Origin of the sequence: Pinirhizobacter soli, from assembly GCF_015905305.1 — a bacterium.
Taxonomy (GTDB): domain Bacteria; phylum Pseudomonadota; class Gammaproteobacteria; order Xanthomonadales; family Rhodanobacteraceae; genus Pinirhizobacter; species Pinirhizobacter soli.
Map to the genome: position 1 here is coordinate 517208 of NZ_JADZLQ010000003.1, position 24034 is coordinate 541241.

The 24034-nt window shown below is 60.6% G+C and carries 16 protein-coding genes; 7 read left to right on the top strand and 9 right to left on the bottom strand.

All coding sequences use genetic code 11. The features are described from left to right. The first annotated feature begins 289 nt into the window (after positions 1-289). Positions 290-532, top strand: coding sequence for a hypothetical protein (locus NDK18_RS15610; protein ID WP_250626340.1), 243 nt, complete (start codon positions 290-292; stop codon positions 530-532). 14 nt (positions 533-546) lie between these two features. Here the strand turns inward: NDK18_RS15610 and NDK18_RS15615 are convergent, their stop codons facing one another. From NDK18_RS15615 to NDK18_RS15625, 3 genes are read right to left on the bottom strand one after another with little or no spacing between them, the layout of a single operon-like run. Further along, positions 547-1302: a 3-keto-disaccharide hydrolase gene (locus NDK18_RS15615; protein ID WP_250628295.1), complete on the bottom strand. Its 756-nt coding sequence runs from the start codon at positions 1300-1302 to the stop codon at positions 547-549. 37 nt (positions 1303-1339) lie between these two features. Next, entirely contained in the window at positions 1340-3157 is a 1818-nt protein-coding gene (locus NDK18_RS15620; RefSeq protein WP_250626342.1) for a GGDEF domain-containing protein, read from the bottom strand. 4 nt (positions 3158-3161) lie between these two features. Then, positions 3162-3476, bottom strand: coding sequence for a hypothetical protein (locus NDK18_RS15625; RefSeq protein WP_250628296.1), 315 nt, complete (start codon positions 3474-3476; stop codon positions 3162-3164). 721 nt (positions 3477-4197) lie between these two features. Here NDK18_RS15625 and NDK18_RS15630 point away from each other — a divergent pair. Next, entirely contained in the window at positions 4198-8973 is a 4776-nt protein-coding gene (locus tag NDK18_RS15630; RefSeq protein ID WP_250628297.1) for a hypothetical protein, read from the top strand. A gap of 3 nt (positions 8974-8976) precedes the next feature. Here NDK18_RS15630 and NDK18_RS15635 read toward each other — a convergent pair whose 3' ends face one another. After that, on the bottom strand, positions 8977-9885 hold the full coding sequence (locus NDK18_RS15635; RefSeq protein WP_250626345.1) for a LysR family transcriptional regulator: 909 nt from the start codon (positions 9883-9885) through the stop codon (positions 8977-8979). 113 nt (positions 9886-9998) lie between these two features. Between NDK18_RS15635 and NDK18_RS15640 the strand changes: the two genes are divergently transcribed. Beyond that, positions 9999-11162 (top strand): MFS transporter, encoded by a 1164-nt coding sequence (locus NDK18_RS15640; RefSeq protein WP_250626346.1) that lies wholly within the window; start codon positions 9999-10001, stop codon positions 11160-11162. Between the two features lie 41 nt (positions 11163-11203). On the opposite strand, the gene NDK18_RS15645 is transcribed toward NDK18_RS15640, so the two are convergent. After that, positions 11204-12112, bottom strand: a complete 909-nt coding sequence (locus NDK18_RS15645) for a hypothetical protein (RefSeq protein ID WP_250628298.1) — start codon at positions 12110-12112, stop codon at positions 11204-11206. Positions 12113-12379: 267 nt separating this feature from the next. Here NDK18_RS15645 and NDK18_RS15650 point away from each other — a divergent pair, with 267 nt between their 5' ends. Then, positions 12380-12718, top strand: coding sequence for a helix-turn-helix domain-containing protein (locus tag NDK18_RS15650; RefSeq protein WP_250626348.1), 339 nt, complete (start codon positions 12380-12382; stop codon positions 12716-12718). Positions 12719-12805: 87 nt separating this feature from the next. Here the strand turns inward: NDK18_RS15650 and NDK18_RS15655 are convergent, their stop codons facing one another. Next, positions 12806-15337, bottom strand: coding sequence for a hypothetical protein (locus NDK18_RS15655; protein WP_250628299.1), 2532 nt, complete (start codon positions 15335-15337; stop codon positions 12806-12808). Positions 15338-15971: 634 nt separating this feature from the next. Between NDK18_RS15655 and NDK18_RS15660 the strand changes: the two genes are divergently transcribed. After that, complete coding sequence (locus tag NDK18_RS15660) at positions 15972-16742, top strand: HEPN domain-containing protein (protein WP_250628300.1); 771 nt, start codon at positions 15972-15974, stop codon at positions 16740-16742. Positions 16743-17240: 498 nt separating this feature from the next. Then, entirely contained in the window at positions 17241-17675 is a 435-nt protein-coding gene (locus NDK18_RS15665) for a hypothetical protein (RefSeq protein WP_250628301.1), read from the top strand. Between the two features lie 39 nt (positions 17676-17714). On the opposite strand, the gene NDK18_RS15670 is transcribed toward NDK18_RS15665, so the two are convergent. The 3 genes from NDK18_RS15670 to NDK18_RS15680 form a co-directional block, all read right to left on the bottom strand. Continuing rightward, positions 17715-19025 carry an Nramp family divalent metal transporter gene (locus tag NDK18_RS15670; protein WP_250628302.1) on the bottom strand — a complete coding sequence of 437 codons (1311 nt, stop codon included), beginning with the start codon at positions 19023-19025 and terminating at the stop codon, positions 17715-17717. A 56-nt stretch (positions 19026-19081) separates the two neighbouring features. Continuing rightward, positions 19082-19636 carry a GNAT family N-acetyltransferase gene (locus tag NDK18_RS15675; protein WP_250628303.1) on the bottom strand — a complete coding sequence of 185 codons (555 nt, stop codon included), beginning with the start codon at positions 19634-19636 and terminating at the stop codon, positions 19082-19084. A gap of 143 nt (positions 19637-19779) precedes the next feature. Then, on the bottom strand, positions 19780-21432 hold the full coding sequence (locus NDK18_RS15680) for a putative bifunctional diguanylate cyclase/phosphodiesterase (RefSeq protein ID WP_250628304.1): 1653 nt from the start codon (positions 21430-21432) through the stop codon (positions 19780-19782). A gap of 211 nt (positions 21433-21643) precedes the next feature. Here NDK18_RS15680 and NDK18_RS15685 point away from each other — a divergent pair, with 211 nt between their 5' ends. Continuing rightward, positions 21644-23860, top strand: a complete 2217-nt coding sequence (locus tag NDK18_RS15685) for a sensor domain-containing diguanylate cyclase (RefSeq protein ID WP_250628305.1) — start codon at positions 21644-21646, stop codon at positions 23858-23860. The last annotated feature ends 174 nt before the right edge of the window (positions 23861-24034 follow it).

Below are 24034 nucleotides of genomic sequence, written 5' to 3' on the forward strand. Positions count from 1 at the left end.
CTGTGGCGGAGCGAAATTCTTTGCCTGGACAGTGGATTACAGATATCTTTGGGATCGAGAATGATTCTCGATCAACGACTTGGGGCATGGATGATTTCGTCTCGATCCGGTCGATGGCCTGACATACGACGGACACCGGCGCGTGGTGCAATCAATACCCGTCCGTTGACTTTGAATAACGACAACGGGCAGACTCACCGGCCCTCGCCCCCGGCAACACCTATGGGCGTGCGGGGCAAGAAGTTGCACCAGAAAGTGTTTTGCGACAGCAAGAACAGGGGAGCTTTCGGTGGACCAGTACATCCAGGGCCAGCATCGCGCCGCCAACGGCGAGGTCTACGCCTATCAAGCCCAGATCAAGATGACCGGTAGCGTGGCCCAGGTGTGGGAGCTCGAAACCGTGCATAGCCGCAGCGGCCGCCGCGCCTACATCCAGGTCAAGGACATCGACCTGGTCGATGGCAGTAACGTGGTGCCGATCTCGGCCAAGGTGTCGCAGAGCATCCACAAGGCGCTCGACCGCCTGCCCTAAAGACGTCTAGCCGCCTATAGCGGCTTGATGCGGATGCTGCGGAAGGCGATGCGGATGGGCTCGGCGCCCTTGTCCTCATCTCCCTGCAGGGAAATATGGCCCTTCTTGTACTTGGCGTAGCCCGGCATCTTGGCGAACTTCGTCCCGGCCACCAGCGCCTTCCACTTCTCGTCCCACAGCTGGGTTTCCACGACCTTGTGCCCGTTCTGGAAGAACTGCACGTGACCATCCTTGGCGATGATCTCGAACTGGTTCCACTGGGGCGATTCATGCACCCATTCCACGTTGGAAGAGATCAGGTCGAAGAGATCGCCCGAGCGCTCGTACAGGGTGATGCTGTCCGGGCGGGTGCAGGCCAGGTCGGCGATCTGCATCTCCGGGCCGGTGGCCCAGGTGTAGTGGTATTCGGGTGATTCATGCACGTAGAACATCACGCCTGAGTCGGCGCAGGGTGTCATCTGCCATTCGAACTTCAGGTGGAAGTTGTCATATTCGGCGTCGGTGACGAGGTCGGCGAAGTCGGCCGAATCGTCCTTGATGCGCTTCTCCAGCACGATGGCGCCGTCGGAGACCTTCCAGTCCTTGCCGGTGCCCTTCTGCAGGTACGAATGCCAGCCCTTGAGCGATTTGCCGTCGAACAACAGTTGGAAGCCGTCGGCCTTTTCCTGGTCGGATAGCGTGTTCGGTTCGGGTTGGGCGGCAAGGGCAACGGGAACGGCGAGCGCAAGCCCCAAGCCGAGGGCAAGGCAGGTAAGCAACCGACGAGACATGGTTTGATTCCTGGGGAGGGGAAAACCAGTACGCAGGCTAGCCCAATTCACCCGCGTAGGAAATCTCAAGGTCACCGGGGGCCCGTCCGGAAGCTGCCGAGGAGGCCGTGGCCACCCGGTTGCGACCCTCGCGCTTGGCCCGGTAGAGCGCATCGTCGGCGTCCACCATCAGCCGGTGCAGGTTGTAGCCGCTGCGTTCGGCCGAGGCCACGCCCAGGCTCGCCGTCACCATCACATGGCCGGCATCGCGGTCCAGCGGCACTTCGGCGATGGCCTGGCGGATCTCCTCGGCCCGGGCCAGGGCCTGCTCGGCGCCGCACTCGGGGAACAGGATGCCGAATTCTTCGCCACCCAGCCGGCCGAAGACGTCGCGCGAGCGCAGGTAGCGCTGGCACACGGCCACCGTGCGCTTCAATACGTGGTCGCCCACCGCGTGGCCATGGGTATCGTTGACCGTCTTGAAGTGGTCCAGGTCGATCAGGATCAGGCACGCGCTGCGCGAGGACTTCGCCGAGTAGCGCAGGGCGTGGGTGGCTTCTTCGACGAAGTGTTGGCGGTTGCAGATGCCGGTAAGGCCGTCGCGCCGCGCCAGGTGCATGAAGCGCAACTGCGAGCGGCGCAGGCGGTAGAGCAGGAAACCAATCGATGCCAGCAGGAGCAATAGCGCCACGATGTACGTACGGCTGGTCTTCACCGCCTCGCGGTCCAGTTCCTGTTGCAGTTGCAGGATCTGGTTCCGGCGGCTCAAGTCAAACAGCTGGATTTTCTTGTCTTCCACCTGCTGGCGCACCATCTGGTAGGCCAGGGTGCGTGCCGTGATGTCGTTGAGGTGGCCCTTGTCGGCGGCCATGAACTGCTCGTGGTAGTCCAGCGCCGCGCGCGTGTTGCCCTCTTCCTTGGCGATCCGGTACAGCACGTCGTAGGCAATGCTCAAGGGCTCGGTGTACTCGCTCTTGATCGACATGTTGATCGCCGAAATGGCGGACTTGCGGGCGTGGTCGGAATCACCGGTTTCCCAATAGGCCTGCGCCATCAAGGCATCGAACTGAGACATCAGGCTGGGGTACTGGTCGCGGCGCACGTCCGCATAGTTGGTTTGCAGCAAGGCGATAGCCTCGCGGCTGGCACCCTGCTGGATGTCGAAGGCGGCGATATCCGCGCGCAGCGTATTGGCCACCAGTACTTCGCCGGCACCCACGCAGGTGTTGACGCCTTCGGCGAAGTCGGGGCTGAGCGACTGCAACCGGCCGCTCTTGAACAGCGCATGGAGTTTGAAGAACATGCCCTTGCAGGTGGTCTCGCCCTTCGGGTAGTCGGCGATCATCTGCTCGGCGTAGCTGGCGGCCTGGTCGTACTGGCCCGCGGCGATCAGCACTTGGGCCGCTTCGCCAAGTCCCTGGAAGCGGGCGGTGGCGTCGTTGACGGTAGGCAGTTGGTCCAAGAGCTGCGCCAGGCGCGCGAAGGCATCGTCGTAGCGGTGGCCGATGCCCAGGATGTTGATCAGGGTGGCCGTGGCGCGGAAGCGAAGTACGGGATCGTCCGACTTGTCGATCACCTGGGTGAGCAGACGTCCGCCGAGGTCGTAGTCCCCCGAATAGGCCACCTGCCAAGCTTCGAGGAACCGGAGGTAACCCAGTTGCGCCGGTTGCAGGCTGTTGGGCTTGGCCCCCAGATCGTTGATGATCTGCACGAAGCGCGGATGGTCGATCGTCTTGATTTTGTCCGCGTGGGCGAGCAGCTGGCCGGGATCCACCGGCTCAGCGGCCTTGCCCAGGGCGCAGGCGGCGAACAGCAGGCACGCCAGCAGCAACGCTGGGCACCAGAAGGCGCGGCGCCTGAGGCGTACCGCGCTCATGGTTTTAAGGCAGGCAGGCCATCGGGACATCCCGCCCACGCAATTGCGTGCGGCCGTCGTCACCGGGGCGATCGTCTTCCTCGTCTTCCTCGCCCGGCTCGTGCTCGTCGTCGGGCTGCTCTTCAGCCGGCATCTGCAGCTCGAACATGGCGCCGCCGCCTAGCTGCGAACGCAGCATCTCGGCATCGCCGGCAAGCACGGCCTCGCGTTGCGCAGGTTCAATACCGGCGTCTTCGAGCGCTTGCGCAAGAAAGTCGCCCTGATCGCGCAGGCCGGTTTCGCACCCGATGCGCTCGAGAAAATCAATGATGTCTGGCATCCCCACGACTCCGCAATGTGAGCACTGATGCTATGGCCTTAGCGTGTCCGCCAGGGCCGCCCCAGCGAAGGATCATACGCCGAATGCGGGCCGCCAGCGCCTTACGTCCGGCCTAGGGCTTCCAGCCGTCGGCGGATGTCCGGGTCAGGCGTTGGCGGGCGGGGCGGCGGCAAAGCCGGGGAAGGTGTTTCGGGTCGATCACCACCCCTGCCAGTCCGCCGCGGCCGCCTTGTAGCTCGGTCGGCGGCGGCTGGCGGTGTCGGCGGATGAATTGCACAAAAGTAGTACATGCGGACTTCGTAGACTCGCAGCCCTCAATCGAGAGGGTACCTGACGCCGCATGGACACACCGAACGTAACCGCCGTGGCCAGTCCGGCGGTTTCCGTGGCCCCATCGACAAGTGCAAATGTAGTGGCGCGCGCCTTTCATGGCCTGCGGAACCTGGTTTGCGACTGGTGGCAGCCCGGTGAGCCCATGTTCCCGTTCACCGACGCATATTTTGACGAGTTCCCCACGACGTCCCGTGGCACGTCGACCTTCGCTGGGCCCCGTCTCGATTTGCTGGGTGAATCTGACTTTTATGAGCGGCTGCCCAGGGAAATACCTCGCGAATTTCCCGGGATTAAGCTGGAGCGGCTTACCACCGTGCAGGCTGTACTGTGCGCACTGGCGGCCCCCGGCCTGGGGGGTGCCCTGCAATCGATTGGCAATGGAGCTGGCATGTTGCCGCCAACTGACGAGGTGGCCACGTGCACGATGTTTTGCTTGCCTGTCGCTGGCGCTGAACTGGTGCCGCAAAGGCGCATCACCTGGGCGCCAAGACGCCAGTCGCTTGCGGCCGCGGGGTCCAAACCTTCGATGCCCGGTTCCGGGGTCAAGAAGATCAATATTTTTCCGCCGGCACAAAGCCTGCCATCGCCACCGGGCGCGCCAACTTTCCTGGGCGATGCCGCGACGTGGAACGATGCTGTCGTCAGCAGGGTGGCGTTGGACCAGCTGAAGGATTTCATGGGCGCGCTTCCGCAGCATGAGTGGCAGGCTTATCTCAAGCTCCGCACGGAAATCCGCAACCTTGCCACCACCATATCGTCCGATTTCCAGGCCAGGGTGCAGACCTGGGAGGACGGTTGCGTGGATGAGATCAACAACGCCATGGACGCTGCGATCGGGCCGCAGGCAGATGGCCCGCTGGATTGCCGGGACGCCTGGCTGCACACCGACTACTACACAGTAAATTCCCGCCTGCCCCGGACCCTGGCCGAAGGCGAGCTGGTACCACAGCGCCGTTCGGTCAAGCTCTGGGACTCAGCTCGCCAGAATTTTGCCTACGCAGTTGCCTGGAATTTTGGCGCCGGCCGGGATTTCGCCGCCGCATCGTTCATCAGCAGGGATCAGGCCGGCCGTTCGCCGGTATGGGCGCTGGGCGTCTCCCGTTTCGCGGAAATCGTACGCACGGTCGATCCGGGTGCGCGGGGAGGGCAGCTGGTTGACCAGTTGCTTGAGGCAGATTCGGGGGCCAACCGTCGCCTGCGCGATTTGCACACCAAAACCCTGCTATTTGACATCATGGATGCTGGCCGCTCGCCGGCGACGACGGGCGTCGATGCCGCGGCACGGCAGCGTCTTCAAAGCGCTACGACCCTGCCGCAAGACAGCAGCGACTGGCGTCGCTACCGGGCCGAGTTTGGCATCGCGGTGCCGGCGCTGGGCGTGGGGCAATGGGTGCAATTGCCCTTCTTCACCTACGGCGTAGAGGGCGTAGGCATTGTCGCCCATGCCATGGGCCGTCCTGACCAACCCTTGCGGGTGTTCAGCGAACTGACACAAGCGGAGGCATGGCTAAATGCAACGGCGGACCTCACAGCGCCATGGCTGCTGGCACAGCTGTCGGGAGACGATCGGGAACGTGCGGTTGCACTGCGTTCGTCGCTCGCCCAGGCAGATGCGCCGCTACCCGGCCTGAACCCGGTTGCGGCGTTGCTTCGCGATACCGTGTCGGCGCTTCTTCCGGTACCCGCCGTCGAGTTGGTGGTAGATAGTCGGTTTTCATCGCGAATGTCCGGCGTTGCTTCATCGATAGTCCGCTTGCCATGGAAGCTGGCATCCCCAGGCTTGAACTTCGCCCACTCGCGGATAAGGGCCAATGTGGCCCGCCTGGCAACCCCTAGTGGAGAACGGGACTGGGACTACGCCGTGCAGGCCGGTTTGGAGATGGCCTCGGAGATTCTGGAACTGCTCATCACGCCCGTGCCTGGCGGCGTGGCCGGCCTCAACCGGATGCGCACGGTAGCCTTCGGCAGCTTCATCGGCCTAAGCCTGGTCAGAGGTGGCGTCGACGCCAGCCGGGGCGATGGCGCGGGCATCGTTGGAGCGGGCGTGGACATACTTGACCTTGCTTTTGGCATTTACTCAGGCCGGGCGGGTGCGAAGGCGAGCCTCCGGCAGGCGGGATATCGACTCGTCCCCCTCAGCGGCACTTCCCCCGATGGGCTGGTGCGATTCGACGCCGATGCCATGGTCCGCCCCGTGGCGGCCATGGTGGCCGGCCAGCAACCCTCCAACGACGGCATCATCCATGTGCTTGGCCAGTCTTTCGTCCAGCTGGAACTGCCTTCTGGCAAAACGACTGTGCTGGCTGCCAGCCGCGGCGGCGACGGCACGTGGCGCCTGCGCCCAAGCAACGCTGCCGAGTACGCACCAGCCATCCGGCGAAGCGGCAGCCTTTGGGCGCTTAACCTGGATGACTTTTCCGGCGTGGACGACGCCGGCTTGCTGTCGCGTTCGTTCTCCATGGCCGACAGGCGCGGCACGCAGGACTCCATCACGCGATTGCAGGACATCACCGGCGTGACGCGTGCGGACCTCGATCGCATCTGGGGTGGTGAACCGCCACCGTCTTGGTTCGATGGCGCCGCGACCCGCGTTGCCATCGGCGACATCCTCAACCGCATGCTGTCGACATTCCCGAGGCACGACGAGCCGCTGCATGCGATCGGCGAGGCGTTCTATGCGCAATTCCTGGCCGATACCTTAGGCAAGAAAGTGCACGTGGTAGACGACAACGGCGTAACAGCCTATTGGCTCAATCCAAGGACGGGGCCCGTACCCGATGGTGGCGAGTTCATCCTGCATCGCCAGCCGGGCGGCTTCTACGGCGCGACACGGAATGCCCCGCGCGGAGAGCGTGTCGGCATCCCGGGCATCCTCGACGTAGTGTTGGCTGAACAGCCGACCTTAGGCAATAGTCATGTGCCGTCGACGGGTGTGGCGACGCTGCAGGCGCGCCGCCAATTGGTCAACCAGGCCAGCGACGCATGGGTAAGGCGCCACGTAAAAGCGATCGAGCGTGCATGCCTGCGCGCATTCGACCTGGAGGCTTCCCTCCAGACCGATGATTTCCTTGCCGCGGGCAAGGTTGCGGCCGGACCTCGCCTGCCAGCGCCCGATGCCCGCGACGATGCGGCGATGGCACAGCTTCAGTATCGATATCCTGGCTTGACACGCGCCGATGCCATTGCGGTGCTGGCCGACCAGACCCTTGGGCCGCTCGCGCGGGGTGAGCCGGACGCCGACGGGCTCGCCGATGCGTTGGGCGATCTTGGCATGTTTTCCCGCGTTATCGCGGCACGTTACCGCGCGCTCTCCGGACGGTACGACGCAGACAGCGAGGCCTTGCTATTGACCGGGCTTACATCCTTAGCAGCATGGTCGGCCGATCGATCCATCGAGGTGCTCCAGGGTGGCCTGGATTCGCAGACAGGGGACGTCATCAGTCACGGGCTGTCGGTGGCGCGGTTCGGCCGTGGTGGCACATCCGTGATACTGGTCCGCACGCCCGGCGGATCGCATCGGGTGGCTGGCATAGCCGTCGGCTCGCTCGTGATCCCACAGACGTCGGCGGCGCATGCCGTACCGTTGGTCGACAAGGTGCTCCAGGCGCTGCCAACGAGCGACCGCCAGAAGCTCCAGGCATCCGCAATGATCGATGCCAAGTCCATCGTGGCTTCCATGGACATGCAGGCGACGAATAAGGTCCTGGTCGCTGTGGCCGCCCAAAGTGTTCGCGCAACCGCACCACTAGCCGCCAACTATGTCACACCCAGCACGCCAGACGACTTTCCAACCGGTTCGGTCAATGGCTACTACAGCACCGTATTGCAAGGGCAGACGCAACGCTTTGTCCAGGTCGACGGCATCATGGCCCGCGCAGTTCCCGATACGGGCGATCTGGAGCTGGCGCGCCTGCTTCCGCACTTGACCCAGGCTTATCCCGAGCTTGACGATGCGCCAGTTGTTCGCCTGGACCGCCAAGGACACTGGCGACTGGTTCGGATCGAGGATGTTGCGAAACAGGAACTGGCCAACTGGGAAGGTCCCGGCGGCGGATTCTCGCGCCCGACGAAGCTGCTGTTGCCTATCGACGGCATCGAAAGCAGCACGGCTAATGGTTCGATGGAACGTTTCCTGGCGGGGAGTGAGCGGATCAAGGTCGCGTTCGACTTTGATTTCCAGGCCTGGCGAAGCATCGACCGACCCGCTCGTGTGTTCAGGCGTGCTGGGGGTCGATGGCAGGAAGGCGCGGTTACCGTGGTCCTCGATACTCCGACGAAATTTGCCACTATCGAAGTGCCCTCGATTCCCGCTCCGCCCATCGATGCGCGGCCGCTGTCCAAAACCATCGGCTACGGGTGGACGGGCGGTGAGCCGCCATCGGCGACGTGGCTTGCCAGGGTCACGGAGAACGCCGCGACAGCCCGCGACGACAACAGTGGATGGACTTCCCAGTTGCACGTTGATCTGAACGACGCTTCGAAGGTACAGGGGCTTAAGACAACGCTTGCGCCGGCCCATGTCGAAGTCAACGACCTGCGCCGGGATCCGGCGTTCCTGGACTGGTTGAAGACGCCAGCAGGCAAGCTGTACACCGCCGCGCGTGACGGCACCCACCCCTGTAATGCCGCGGCCATGGACGTTCTGCGATTCGGCTGGATACTCAAGCGACATGGCGGTCTGTACGTCGACATGGACGATGTCATCCTCAATGATTGGGTCAGCGTCGGAGAGCTCCGGGCAGGCCCCTTCCAGCTGTTGTCCGGTGGACCGGTCAGCCAGGCCTTGCTGGGACTCGATTGGGACATCAACACCAGCCACCTCGGTTCGCACGCAGGAAATCCGTTGCTGGATCGTGTCGTGGAGACGATGATTGAACGCGCCGCGCTCAAGCCTGGATTTTTCAACAAACCCCGACCCGGCGGCGCGGAGGAGTACGGGCGTGACCTGTCGGACCTCACAGGTCCAGGCGTGCTCAAGGACGTGCTGAAGAAGCATGCTTCGGAGATCCCGGGGCTCATCGGTGCAATGCGGGTGCTCGAGCGCAATGACATTCGCTACGAAGCGCTCGAGCTCGCCGTTGTCGAAGCGGCGGAAGAGTATTTCCCCTTGATGCGCCGAATCGAAGACGGCAACGCGAACAGCTGGGTGTCTTCGGATGATTAAGGCTCAGGCGCGTGCCTTGAGGAATGCCTGCAGCCGGGGCACCACGAAATCAAGGAAGGCAACCACCCGCGGCGCCATGCGCGTGCCACCCAGGTACACGGCGTTGATCTCCTCGCGATCGTCCACGCCTGATGCTTCAAGCACTTCGACCAGCCGGCCCGCGGCGACATCCTCGGTGACATTGAACGAACCCAGCCGAGCCAGGCCTACGCCTGCCAGCGCCATGCGGCGGACGGTCTCGCCATTGTTGGCCAGCAGCGAGCCGCCCAGGGTTCGCGCCACCACGCGGCCGCCATCCTTCATCGGCCAGATGGGCGCGGCGCGACGGAAGTTGAAGCCAAGGCAGTTGTGATGGTCCAGGTCCTGCACGGTGCGCGGCGTGCCGTGGCGGGCGAAGTAGTCGGGCGAGCCCACGATCATCCGGCGTGCCTGTCCCAGGCGCCTGGCATGCAGGTTTGAATCCTGCAACTTGCCCACGCGGAAGGCGACGTCAGTGCGATCGAGGTAAAGGTCGACGATGGTGTCGGAAAGGGAAAGGTCGACCACGATGCCGGGATAGAGAGCCCAGAAGGCCGGCAGGATCGGCTCCAGTGCCATGATGCCGAACGCGACGGACGCATTGACCGTTACCGTGCCCTGCGGTTGGGCGTGATGCTGGCCCAGGCTGCTCTCGATGTCGTCCAGCTCCGCAAGCAGGGCTTGGCTGCGCTCGAAATACGCCACGCCCTCGGCGGTAAGGGCCAGCGCGCGCGTGGAACGCTCCACCAGGCGCACGCCCAGGCGTTCCTCGATGCGTGAGACCAGTTTGCTCACCGTCGATGGCGTCATTCGCAGCTTGCGCGCGGCCTCGGAAAAACTCCCGGTTTCCGCCACGCGCACGAATACCTGCATTTCCCCGGTTCGGTTATCCATGGCGCAAACCTGTGAATTGGATTCACTAGTGATGGGAACGACGGGCGGATTGTCAAGGCGGGCCGCATGGTTCATCTTGCAATGCAGCATCCTTATTCCCTCACGGAAACCCCATGAAGACCAACTGGCCCCTGCTGGCGCTGGCCGTCGGCGCGTTCGGCATTGGCACCACTGAGTTCGCCCCGATGGGCCTGTTGCCGGTCATCGCCGATGGCGTGCACGTGTCCATTCCCACGGCCGGCATGCTGGTCAGCGCCTATGCCGTGGGCGTGATGATCGGTGCACCGCTGATGACGCTGGCCCTGGGCCGGGTGCGGGCGCGCACGGCATTGATCGCGCTGATGGGCATCTTCACGGTGGGTAACCTGCTGTCTGCGCTGGCGCCCGGCTACGGCTGGCTGTTGGCCTCGCGCCTGGTCACCAGCCTGAACCACGGTGCCTTCTTCGGCCTGGGCTCGGTGGTGGCCGCAAGCGTGGTGCCACGCGAGAAGCGCGCCAGTGCCGTGGCCACCATGTTCATGGGCCTGACCATCGCCAACGTCGGCGGCGTACCAGCGGCGGCATGGCTTGGCCACGCGATCGGTTGGCGCATGGCCTTTGCCGCCACCGCGGGCCTGGGCGTGCTGGCCATGGCGGCGCTGGCCCTGGCCTTGCCCAAGGGTGAAGCCGGCAAGATGCCCGATGTGCGGCGCGAGCTGAAGGTGCTGGCGCGCCCGGCGGTGCTTGGCGCGCTGGGCACCACGGTGTTGGGTTCGGCGGCGATGTTCAGCGTGTACACCTACATCGCGCCGGTGCTGACCAACATCACCCACGCCAGCGCCGGCTTCATCACCGCCATGCTGGTGGTGATCGGCATCGGTTTCACCATCGGCAATGCCATCGGCGGCAAGCTCGCCGATCGTTCCCTCGACGGTAGCCTGATCGCCTTCCTGATCGCGCTGTCACTGGTGATGGTCGCTCTGCCGGTGCTTGCCGGCAGCCATGTCGGCGCGACCATCGCCATGCTGCTGTGGGGTGCTGCCGCGTTCGCCGTGGTCCCACCGGTGCAGATGCGTGTGATGCAGGCGGCTCACGAAGCGCCGGGTTTGGCTTCGTCTGTGAACATCGGCGCGTTCAACCTTGGCAATGCGCTGGGCGCCGCCGCCGGTGGCGCGGTGATTTCCGCGGGTTTGGGCTATGTCGCGGTATCGATGATGGGCGCGGTGTTTGCCGCTTCCGGGTTGGCGCTGGTGTTGCTCGGTCGGCATCACGCACGGCGCGTGGCTGTCGTGGCGTGAGACCAAGCAGGCGGTTGGCGACTGGAACTGAACGGTGGAGTTCAACCCATCCGGACAACGCCTCGGCGTCGCAAAGCCAGCAAAGTTGTTATCCGGTCAGCCGGCACGGGAAACGACCGGTTATCGTCACCGGAGACGACGGTCAGCCTGTCTCCAGCCAACTTGAAACGGGGCTTGTCCACCGGCTCGAGCATCGGCGTCTCGCCCCATGCCCAAAAGGCTGAACCATCCGCCTCAATCACGAGGTAGGCAATCATGGGTTGAGCGGAGAATGACCAGGTTTCAAAAGCTTCAGCAGAGTTACCGCGGTGATCGCGTTGTTGCCGGCATGCTCGGAGCAGTTCTACACACGTCTGGTCCCATGTTGCGCGCGCGGCTGCGTGGTCGGGGAAGAGCTCCCGCTTGTGGTGGTCCAGCCATAACTTGAATGCGCGAGCGCTGCTGTTCGGCAGGGGCACGTCCATGCGGTCCGTCAGGACATTGGCATGTTCTTCCTCCCAGCCGGCCCAATGCTGGGCGTAGTAAGCGGGCAGGCAGACAGCCCGAAGCTTCACCCAGGTCTTTCCGGTTTCCACCGAGGTCCATATCGTTTCTGCCCAGTCACGGGATGCCACATAGCGGCCCGTCGCCAACAGCCGGCGTGGGTTTGAGGGTAGGGTGATGCTACCCCAGGGTCCCTTGGGCTTCTTCTCGTGCGCCACCGCTATGATTTCCACCTTGTGTTCGACAATTAGGTGGCCTAAAGGGGCGCAAAAGGTCCTGTGGCCATCTACAGAGATGTGCACTTCATTGCGCGCGCGGTCGATGTTCGCTTGAAAGCTTTTTACGCGGAAGGGGCCAGCGGCCCCCAAGGCCATGATGGCCGCCTTCTCCCGGCGTCCCATGACGACGGTAAAGGCAATGAGTCCGGCGACGGTGATGCCGAGGGCGATGAGGGTGTCGTTAAACATGCGTCGATTCCTTTCAACAGTGCGAGTCAGCGATGTGTTTGTCGAAGCCGGTGAAGTAGAGGAGCGCACCGCGTGCCAGCGGCAAGGCCTCCACCAAAGTGGCTCCATTTGCCTGGGCGGCGCCCAGAGAGTAAAGCTGCAATCGGCGGCGTTTTCATCGCAGAGGCCTCACGGTTGCTTAGCGACAATATAACAACATGGAATATTCGAAGACGGAATATCAGGCAGAGATGTTTAGCGTCGCTTCATTCTCTGAGCGCGCTGGTCATGCCGAAGTCTGGAACGGGCAGAAAGTCGATACACAAGGAAGAACACCGCAGGTTTCTAGCCCTGCTGGTGGAAGTTCGGCTTGGCGCAAAATTTACGCAGGTCGAGCTGGCCCGTGCGCTCGGGTTCTCGCAGCCATACATTTCCCACGTGGAAGCTGGGGATGTTCGTCTAGACCCAGTACAGCTCTATTTTTGGCTCAAGGCTTGCGGTGTGGGCTATGCCGCATTCATGGGGGCCGTTGAGAAAGCTTTCGATGATGTTGACCGGACCCGTGGGGCGGTCGGCGAAAAGAAGTCCCTCACGGGCAAGTTGCCGAAGGCGAAGAAACTCCTTTGAGTTGTGTGTCCGAATGCTCGTATAACAGAATTTTACAGGACTGCCGGTGACGTCCGGGAGCCAGCAGATAACGGTCAACGTTATCGCTTAGAACCATGGCTCATTGGAGATATCTTCATCTTCATTAAGTGTCATGAGCTTTGGCTCAATACCAGTGCCGGCCAAAGCATTCCTAAACTGCTCATACTTAGCTTCCAGAGCAGGTGACGATGGTTCCATCACGGCCACAAGCGCGACATCGGGCCTCAATTTTTTGACTGCTTCCGCGAAGGCAAGTGGTTTCTCGAAAACTCTCTCCGACTGCTTAACTTCGCACATGATTACCTGCCCCTGGTCAACCATGGTCAAGTCGATGTCCGTCTCAGGCATGCGTTTTTGATAGGAATTCTCATCAAAAAAGATATTGATGGGCCCAGTAAACCAAAATGAGCCTCTGTTGTGCTGTTGATAGCGACTCAGAACCCAAAATAGTGGGCCTATGCCGTGTCTCCTAAGCGCTTCTCGAAGAAAGCCATTAAGTTGGAATTGCCAAGGTTGGTCTACTGGCGCTCTAGTAGAGTTGTGACATACCTGACAGATGATTGAAGGATTCAGGTCACCTAGGGCAATCCAGTTTCTGTGTAGGCATTTGGAGCACTTTATTTCATAACCTTGATGGAGAACGCCTAGTTTGCACAGAAGTTGTACATGACGGCGTAGTCCATGTTCTGTGATCCGTTTCTCCTCAATTTTGTCTCGCTCCGGTTGATCGGGCAGCGGGTTTTCGGCATTAAAATTGGCAACTAGGGCCTCGAAATCCTCCAAGAGGCCGGTCCACGAGCGGCTCGGCGTATTCAATCGCTCTGCGTCAGCGGCTTGAAGAACTATGTTCGCAAGCGTTATCCGTTGTTGCGACTCGGCTAGGTTTAGCGGGGCTTTTTTCATTCGACGTTCGATGTGTCGCAGCACCACATCATGGCGTTGATGAGCTCGTTGATCGGTTGCACCAAGCCTTGCTAGCTGATCGCGCCAAAAGCGATGAAGAATGACCGATCGAGCTGCATTCAAATCTCCAAACATTTGAAATACGCCGAAGAAGTGTTGGCCCGCATCGGAGCGCTGTGCTGCGTAGCAAAGCTGGGGAAGTTGATCCCATCGGCCGCGACCGTCAGCGGGCGTCCAATCACGGCCTTTTTCCAGCGCAATTCGAATCGCGTCATAGTCAGTAGGTAAGGTTATGGATGGCAGCGCAGCATCTGGAACAGCGAATACAGTGAGCAGGCCGCCGGAATCAACGCGCGGTCCAATAACTTGGCCATTGGGCTCGTTCAGTTGATAGTGCAGCGTAAATGCACGAGTAACCCTCAATCGTCGAGGTAATCGCCACCGGTGCCGGACATTGGAATAGGGTGAGTGGTCCGTTGATCGCTCGATATCGAGGTCAACTGCCCAAGCGCCAAGGGCCGCGTCGACCTGCTCCGGCGGCACCAACCGCATGTGTTCAGGATATGGTGGAATCAGTCGAAGCTCTGGACCCGACGCGTAACTTTCCTTCCATAGCGAGGGGGGTCTAAAGGTATGCTGCCCCACTGCAATATTCGCGTACTCTAACGCTCGCACATTCGGAACGCAGGCATCAATGGCGCCTATGTGTTCCTTAGTGAAACTCTGATGTGGTACGGCACCCAAGAGACGTGGAAGAAGAGCGTCCAATTCGTCGCCCGTTAGGCTGATGGATCTCATGGTCACGCGATTCGGTCCGTTTCCATAGCCTTCATTGACGAAGTTACGTCTAGTCAGGAACGCCCCTAGCGCGGCGGTGAATGCTTCGTCACGAAGACATTTAGGTGGAATACAAAGATCAACGTCCTGGCCATCCCGATAGCCGGCGGAAAAGAATCGCGCGTTCCAAAACATCAATCGGTCCGCGACGGTCGAACCGATAACAAGATTGAAGCTGCTTGCCCAGACTCGATCGTCTAGCACCAAGCGTGGGCAATTGGCCGCAGATAGCTGAGCGAGCCCACGGTCGCGAGGGTTGTCGGCCATCATCCGTAAGAGCGAGGTACTATCCGGAACAACGGTTTCGCTCTGATCGACAAACGCGTGCCGCGGCAGATGGTCGGCGTCATCTATGACCAACAACGACGATCCGAATGAGGCGAGTCTGGCCCTAAGAAGGTTCTTTATATGAAAATTAGATCCGAAGCTATCCATCAGAAACCGGTCGTTTTCTGTTCGCCCCATCGTTCCCACGACTCGAATGCCGCGTTTTTGATCTAGAAATGTAGGCATTGCAGCAAACGGCAGCACCGTGCTGACAGACAAAGGTGCTACCGGGAGGTCCGGGTCATAACGTGGATTTTGCGGATCGAGACCATCTGCATGAAGTCGGAGTTCGGAAGGATAGATTTCTTCATGGATGGAGGCTTGCTGGGCATCCGTCAATTGAACGTAAGAGTAGATGACGTCTGGATCGAATGTCTTGAGCCATGGCCAATAGGCAACAGATGGAATACCGTCGACACATGGGATAATGAGCGAGAAGCGACCGCCCCACATGGTATGAGTGCGCGAAAAAATTGCATCAAGAATTGGATGCGATTCTTCTGACAGGGGTATGAAGTAAGCGGTGCGCAAGGGGCGCGGCCTAGTGAGGACCCGCGTTTGTATTGATTCCATAATAGTCCCCCGAATCCTCGGCGCTTTAAGTCTAACGGGGCCATCAGTCCTAGATTTGATGGCGATGGGAGAATACTTTAGAGCCGACGGCTTTCTTTCAGCAGCGAATCACCTTGGACTCTAAATTTACCTAAGAACGGGCAGGGCGCGCGCCTAGAAATTCGGCCTACTGACAGCCATTGATCGCAGAAGGAGATCGCTGGACCCCATTGGCGCGGCCTCGGCAGAATGGCCCGTGAGTTAAAGTTTTTGCTCAAGATCACGGTATTGTGGGCTGCGCCAACAGTTGCGGGCCGGAACGGATTTCTCAAAAAACGTTCTAGGTCACGATACCGGGAGGGGAAATCGAACCCCACCGCGTTACCACAAACGGATTTTTAGTCCGAAGCTTCTTTTATTTGTCAACATCAGCGTACACCTGATTTCGATCCGACAATCGATCAAGCGAAGGTATCCATAGCACAGTGCTTTCTGGGGTGGCGCAACATTGCGAACCACCGCTCATCGCGGTGGCATCCGCACAGGTTGCGACTTCCACGCATGTCGCTACGCTATCCGAAGACGCCCTGTTGGGCAGTTCGTGAGGTGGAGCATGGCCGACAGACGACAAATCACTATGCAAATAAATAATTTTGCTGAGCGATGCTTTCGTGACACCGCGGACGGCGACTACTTGACAGCGCGACTCGCCTTTTGTTCTGGACTTGTAGCCCAGTTTCTCTGGTCGTCGCAGCAGGCTCTTGAAAAATATCTAAAGTATATCTTGCTAGTCAACCGGGTGCCTGCAGCGGCGGTGGGGCATGACCTTCTCAAGGCGCTCGACCTCGCGAAGACTGTGCGATTCCCACCAACGTTCACCTCTAATTCGATGGATTTTTTTCGTCACATCGCAAAGTGCGGTGTAGATCGTTACCTAGAATTCTCGTTTGACATTGTTGGCTGGCCTCTGCATGAGCTTGATCAGACGGTCTGGGAGTTGCGACGGTACTGTCAGATCCTCCACGGGGGGATGGACGTGTCCACCGAGCGGGAGCACCTTCACTATCTTCATCTTCAAAGTATGCTCGCAGCGAGCGACGTCGCTAAAGCGCGCGATTTTCGCATTTGTCAGGGGCGACTGGAAAAGATCCTCGACGCCCCCACCCACCGATCGAAAAGCGCGTTGCTTTGGAAGAATGCGGTCTACGGGGATAGTCCGGCCCCTACAGCGGACGGTGATCTCTTTTTGGAAATGGTGAATTCGCCTCTCTATTTGTACCCTGAAATGCTCGATGAGCTTGTTGGTCTCATAAAAATAAACCCGAGAAGTCGCGAAGCGTGGCAGCAACATAGGGACTCAGTGCGAAGAGGTTTTACGCCTTGAGCGTCACCATTTGACCGAGGTCGGTTCCCGCATTCGACCTCGTGAGCTCTGTCTTGGTGCCGCACCCGTTACGTAAGTAGTGCTCCAAGCCGTTAGCCGGCGACTGGTCGAGTTGCTCTAGCCCGCATCAGACGTGTAATGGTGAACTAGTACTGCGGCTAGGAGTGTCTCGACCTAGGCCACTTATGCGACGGACCACCCAAGGGGTGCCAAGCCACACTTGCGGCCTCGATTCCGCTGCACACAATTCCGCAAGAAATGCTTTGTTCCGTCCTTTGATTGTGCTTTCCCCTTCAACTCTAGAGGTTCACTTACGTGATAGCCCCTGGTCTCGTACAGTTCGTAAACGCAAACAACTCTTCCGCGGCAGACTTCTGGACCAAGTGGTCAGCCATAGGAACCGTTGCGAGCGCCCTCCTGGCGTTGGTGGGTGCGGTGGTCGCTATTGGGATCGCGGGATGGCAAGACCGCTCGAGAAAAATCGAGAGGACTGAGGAGATGCGCCTCGCTCGTGCAAAATCCTCCGCAGCGGCGGCTAGCCTTGCGCTGGCTGTGCTTGAGGATGTCTGCTTGATTGAAACGAGTCTGGGATATTTCCTGGATTTTGGTATTACCGAGCACAATCTTGCCGAAGAACTCGTTCCTAAACAGGTGGAACCGACAGACAGTATGCGTTCGTATATGACACGCCTGGGCGAGCTTGGAGACATCGGAGAAGATGTACGGCACCTCATAGCGACGATGATCAATACTTCGAGAGCGCTTGCGGAACGAGAGGGATTTCTTGCGATTAACCATCCCCACGCGAAGGACAATGACGGGTGGCTCAATCAGTCGATCTTGGCTATTAGGAACGAGGCCTACGACATCTATATGAAGATATCCCCTCGCCTTATGAAGAAGGAAAGCGCGCAGGACTGGGGAGTTAGCTAGAGTCTAGCTATGACGCTCGACGCAGGTAACCGCCTCGCCTCAACCAACGCCTGGCAGCGACACGCCTGCCGCATGGAACAACAGCGCCACGTTCAACGCCAGCACCACGATTCCCGCGATGATGGCGCCGGCCAGCAGGGCCTTGCCGCATGCATGGCCGATCAGCCCGCGGCGGGTGGAGAACCACAGCAGCGCCAGCATGGGGAACGGCAACGCCATGCTCAGAACTACTTGGCTCGTCACCAGCGCGCGGGTGGCATCGATGCCCATCCACACCACCACGAAAGCCGGGAGCATCGTCACCAGGCGACGTACCCAGACCGGGATGCGGAAATCGACGAAGCCTTGCATGATCATCTGGCCGGCCAGCGTGCCCACGACGGAGCTGGATAGTCCCGAAGCCACCAGGGACACCAGAAATACCGTGGCCGCCGCACCGCCAAGCAACGGAAGCAGCGTGTGATAAGCCGTTTCGATCTTCGCCACATCCGCATGGCCGGCATGGAACGCCGCGGCCGCCATCAACACCATGGCGATGTTGATCAACCCGGCCACGCCGAGCGCGATCACTACTTCGATGTCCGAATACTTCACCCGTTGGCGGCGCTCGATGTCGTCCTTCGCACGCAAGGCCCGGGCGGTAAGTCCCGAATGCAGGAACAATGCGTGGGGCATCACCGTGGCGCCGATGATCGCCATGGCGAGGGTCAGCGCGGCGCCATCGGGAAGTTTCGGGGTGACCAGGCCGAAGCCTGCCGCCGCCCAGTCGACGGGAGCGATGAACACTTCCAGCAGGTAACACACGCCAACTACCCCGACGAGGGCTCCGATGACGATCTCCAGCCGACGAAAGCCACGCTGCTCCAGCATCAGCAGCGCGTAGGTGGCCACGCCCGTCAGCACCATGCCCACCATCAACGGCATGTGGAACAGCTGTGACAATCCGATCGCACAACCTAAGAATTCGGCAAGGTCGGTGGCCATGGCGGCCAGCTCGCTCACCACCCACATCACCCACACCAGGGGAGCGGGGAAGTGGGCGCGGCAAAGTTCGGCCAGGTTCTTGCCGGTGACGATGCCAAGGCGCGCCGAGAGCGACTGGAACAGCATGGCCATGACGTTGGCCATCAGCACCACCCAGAGCAGGGCATAGCCGTAATGCGCGCCGCCTTCGATATTGGTGGCGAAATTGCCCGGGTCGATATACGCCACCGACACCACCATGGCGGGGCCTGCGAAGGGCAAGAACGCGCCTATGCCGCGGCGGCGGCCCTGCCCGGCGTCGCGTGTGACGCCGGTGGGGGTGCGCTCCGCGTTGTCCGTGCCGTGATGCCCTACGGTGTCGCGCATCGGCGCCAAGCCCTGCCTTCGGAGGTTCCGACGCTAATGGGTCGAACGTGAAGGGCTTATTTCCGCCACTCGCGTGCCAGCAGGGCGAACACCACGTCGTCCACCCATTCGCCGCGGAAAAGATAGCTTTCCACGTGGTGGGCTTCCTGGCGCATGCCCAAGGCACGGCACAGCGCCGCGCTTGCCGTGTTGCGCGGATCCACCGAGGCGACAACACGCCGGTAGCCCCATCGGTTGAAAGCCATGTCGATCGCCGCTTCCATGCTTTCGCGTGCGAAGCCCTGGCGCTGGGCATCAGGCCGCAACGACAGGCCGAACTCGATGGGGTCTTGGAGGGTAGGCGGGAAGTGCGCTCCGAAGTCTCCCAGCAGGTCCCCCGATGCCCGGTGGCGAATCGCCAACTGGCACCAGCTATCGGGCGTGCCGAAAGGTTGCGCCCGCTGGTCGGCGATGAACTGCGCAACCTCGGCCTCGTCGGTCGGCTTCCAGCCCTGGTAGCGACTGGAAGCCGGATCGCTGCGGTAGGCGAACACCGTTGGAGTGTCTTCGTCGCGCAAGGGATCCAGGATCAGGCGCGTGGTCTGGATGATGGCGCCAGCTGTCGAGATCATCTAAATCTTTCGTTGCTCGCATGAGTCAAAGTTTGCTGGTCGAATCAACTGGATGCAATAGTCTACCCACGAGCAGGTCAGGTTTCCGTGCGTCATTGAGTTAACCGCTTCATTCGCGGCACTGCTGACCTGCGTGCTCTGAATCAGGGGAGCTCCATCACGTTCCCTGCGCCACCCTTCAAGCCACCTGCGCGATGTCGGGATGCCTGTCTTGTTGAACTCTTCGCCAGAAGGGCCGCTATGTCCGCGGCGGGCACGGCCTGACCAAACCAATAGCCCTGTCCTTGTGCGCATCCGTTTCGTTTGAGGCAGCTCAGTTGTTCGGCATCCTCAATACCCTCGGCAGTGGACGTCAAACCGAAACCGTTGGCCAGGCCCACGATCGCGCGAACGACCACGAGGCTGTCGTGGTCGTTGACGACATTCGTGACGAAGCGCCGGTCGATCTTGATCTTGTCCAGCGGGAATGACAGGAGTTGGGCCAGCGTGGCATAGCCCGTCCCGAAATCGTCAATCACGATATGTACCCCGTGACCGCGCAGGTGCTCCATGGCGAATCGCGCGTCATCGACGTGATCCACCAGGGCGCTTTCCGTGATTTCGATCTCCAGACGGGGAGGACTGAACGCATACTCCTCAAGCACAGCCAGAATTCGAGGAGCGAGCTCTGGATCCCTGAGTTGCACGGCCGATACATTGAACGCCATGAACAAATCGCCGGGCCAGTCGCGTGTATCGGCACAGGCGCGACGAAACACCTGGTCGCCGAGGATGCCGATCAGGCCGATCTCTTCCGAAAGCGGAATGAATATGTCCGGGGGTACGTCACCGAGCATGTCGTCGTTCCATCGCGCCAGCGCTTCGAAACCGACGATCCTATTGTCGTCCAACGAGACAAGTGGCTGGTAATGCGGGACGATGGAATCACGCTCTACCGCCTTGCGCAACCTTCCCTCCATAAGAATGCGTCGCTCGATATGAGCGTCCATTTCCGACTCGAAGAAGCGGATGGATGATCGATCTTCGGTCTTGGCCCGATAAAGTGCGCGTTCGGCACGTTGAATCAACGTCGTCGATGTCACGCCGTCGTTCGGCGCAATGGCGATGCCAATGCTTACGCCGACATTCACGGCGGTATCGCTGATCGAGAAAGCCTGTGACATCGCCACGACAATGCGATGAGCAAGCCCCGCCGGTTCGTCCAGCGAGTCAATTTTCGGCATGGCTATCGCGAAGGCATCACCTCCTGTCCTTGCCAGGATGACGCCCTCGCGAAGCAATGCCGCCATCCGCCCGGCAAAATCGATGAGCACCTTATCCCCGACAACATGACCGTGTAGATCAACGACTCGTTTGAACCCTTCGATAACCACCACCAGGGTCGCTGCCCGGTCTCCATCAGCCATGGCGCCAAGGCCTTCATCAAGTCGCTCGGCGAAGAAGCGTTCATTGGGAAGCCCGGTCAAATGATCATGCCCGGAAAGCATGCGCGCTTCACGCTCGGCGCGCAGTCGCCCCTTCATTTCCCGGCTGAAGTCTTTGTAACGGCGGATGCCGTAGGCAGGCCCTGCCACGCTAAGAACCATGCCTACAAATAGAAGATCATCCATTTCCCATTTTCGGTAAGCCAGTGCCAGGGCGAATATCCGCCGGGGCAGGTCGAAGAAATGCGCAAGGGCATAAGCAATACCAGCGATGGCCAGCAGGAGAGCGCCATCGCGAACGTCGCGGCGCAACCATGTAGAACGTACGACAGTTCGATGCAACGCAACCCACCGGTCGAACCACGTCATCATGACCCGACTCCCAGGTTCGGTTGACTTTTAAGGCCGCACGTCAGTCTGAGCGGCAGGCGTATTCATGTTTGCATGACACGTCAGTATGTGCGGCTCGATCAGGTATGAGGTATGAACACTCGCGTCGTCACGCGTCCGTCACGCCATTGAGCCCCTGGATAGGGGCGAACGCGCTCATGAATGGGATTTTCCCATCGCACAGGGGCATGCAATGTCGACCTTCTTCATTAACCAGCTCGACTTCATTTTCTTCTTCTACGGTCTGGCATTTATCCTGCTCGGCACCACTTGTTTGGCGATCGCAAGAAGTAAAGATCGTGGCGAAGCATGGGCTGTGCTTAGCGGATTTGCGTTTGTCCACGGCGTGGGTGAATGGCTGGATTTGTCGGCCTTGATTGTTGGCGATGGCGCGGCATTCGCAGTCGTTCGCGTCATGCTCATGACGGTGTCGTTTGTTCTATTGCTTGACTTCGCGCGGCTGGAGGCCATCCGCCTCGGAGTAAACCTTCCTGGACGATGGATCTACGTACCCGTGGTGATGCTGGTTGCGTTGATCGGCGTCACCGGAGGCGTCACGGCGGCGAGCATTGCCGCACGCTATGCGCTTGCATTCCCCGGTGCGCTGGGCGCGAGCTTCGTGTTGACCTGGGGAACGAGGACGCTTCCCGCCAGCGCCCGATACGCCGGACTCTGCGCCTCGATCGGGTTTCTGCTGTATGCCTTTGCTGCGGGCGCTATCGTTCCGGCCGCGCCCTTCTGGCCTGCGAACATCGTCAACCACGGGTGGTTCGTCAGTTGGGTGGGTGCTCCGATTCAACTCTTCCGCGGTTTGTTGGCGTGCTGGATAGCGTTTTCCATCTGGGCGATGTGGGTGCAGCAGTTGGCCGGACAACTCCGTTCGGCGAGATACACCACTTTCGTTCGTCAGCAATTCATCTGGACCCTGGTCGCCATGGGGACCATTCTCGTTTCGGGATGGACGCTCACGGAATTCCTCGGCGGGATCTACAGGCAGGACGTGCAGGAGGAATCGCGTCGCGACATCGACCTGCTGGCAAGCCGGCTCAGCGGTGACACGGCCTCGGTCGATGCCATGGTGAAGGCGCTGGCCGGGTTCCCGTCGATCCAGCCACGCCTGACCGGAAGCGGCCGCTCGGACGACAACACCGCCCAATCATTCCTCGATCTGGCTGTCGAGGCATCGGGCGCCAGGCGCGGCTACATACTGGATGGGACGGGCGCCGTGGTTGCTTCATCCAATCCAAGGGATGTCCTGCCTGGAAAACCCAGCTACGGAACCGCGGTCTATTTTCGCCAATCCATCGTTGGAGACGGTGGCTATCAGTTCGTGTTCGATGCAGCGACTGGCGCGCGCGACTACTACGCGAGCCAGCCGATCCGCGCCGCCGACGGCAAGATCGTCGGGGTCGCGGTTCTCACAAAGTCACTGGATGCCTTTGAAGCGGATCTGCGGGAGTTCAGTCGCCCTTACTTCTTCATTGATCCGCAGGGAGTGGTCGCGATGACGAACCGCCCCGAGGCGCTCCACCGTACCCTCTGGCCACTGGCTGCCACGGTGAAGACCTCGCTGTCCCGCCAGTTCGGCAAGGTGGACGATCACCCGATGCTCGAGCGCGAGGTGGTCGACGGAACATGGGCCACCGTCGACACCGAACGCGAATATGTCCGCCGTCGCTTTGCCGACCATAGCCAATGGTCCCTGGTCATCCTGAAGCCCACCCGGGAAATCTTCGCCACGCGTTTCCTGGGTATTGTCATCACCCTGCTGGTGACAATCATGGCGCTGATCTACCTGGTGGGAAAGGGCCGCTGGATTCATGACGACGTCCTCGCGGACAATCGCGTCCGGCTCCAGGAATTGACGCAGGATCTGGGCGTCAAGGCGACCACGGATCCCCTCACCGGATTGCACAATCGACTGAACTTCGATCAAGCGCTCGCCCGTGAAATCGAACGCTCGCAGCGCTATGGCACGCCGCTCTCCCTGATCCTTTATGACATCGACCACTTCAAACGGGTCAATGACAGCTACGGGCATCTGATCGGCGACAAGGTTCTGGTCCAGTTGTCCCGATTCGTACCAAACCTCATTCGCACAACGGACTTTCTCGCCCGGTGGGGTGGCGAGGAGTTCGTTATTCTCGCTTCGGGATCCGGAGGCCCCATGGCATTCCAGGCGGCCGAGAAACTACGCGACGCCGTGGGTCAAGTCGTATTCGAAGACGTCGGTACGATCACCTGCAGCTTTGGGGTCACTCAATGGGTGCCAGGCGAAACCGCGATGGAATTCATCGCCAGGGCGGACGAGGCCCTCTATCACGCCAAAGCCAATGGTCGGAACCAGGTGGTGCTGGCGCCGCAATCGGAGGCGATCAAACTCAAAGCGAGCCCGACCGGACCGCTTTGATCAGGGCCAGTGGAAACACGTATCGTCGGACTAAACACGACGATGGCGCCAGCGGACGTGTCCACCTCGTTCCCTTGAAGTCGCCATGGGCAGCAGGCGCGAAGGATAGAAAAACTATCGAGTGAACATGCGAAACCGGCTCGATCCGCATGGTGTCTTGCCGCACACTCGGCC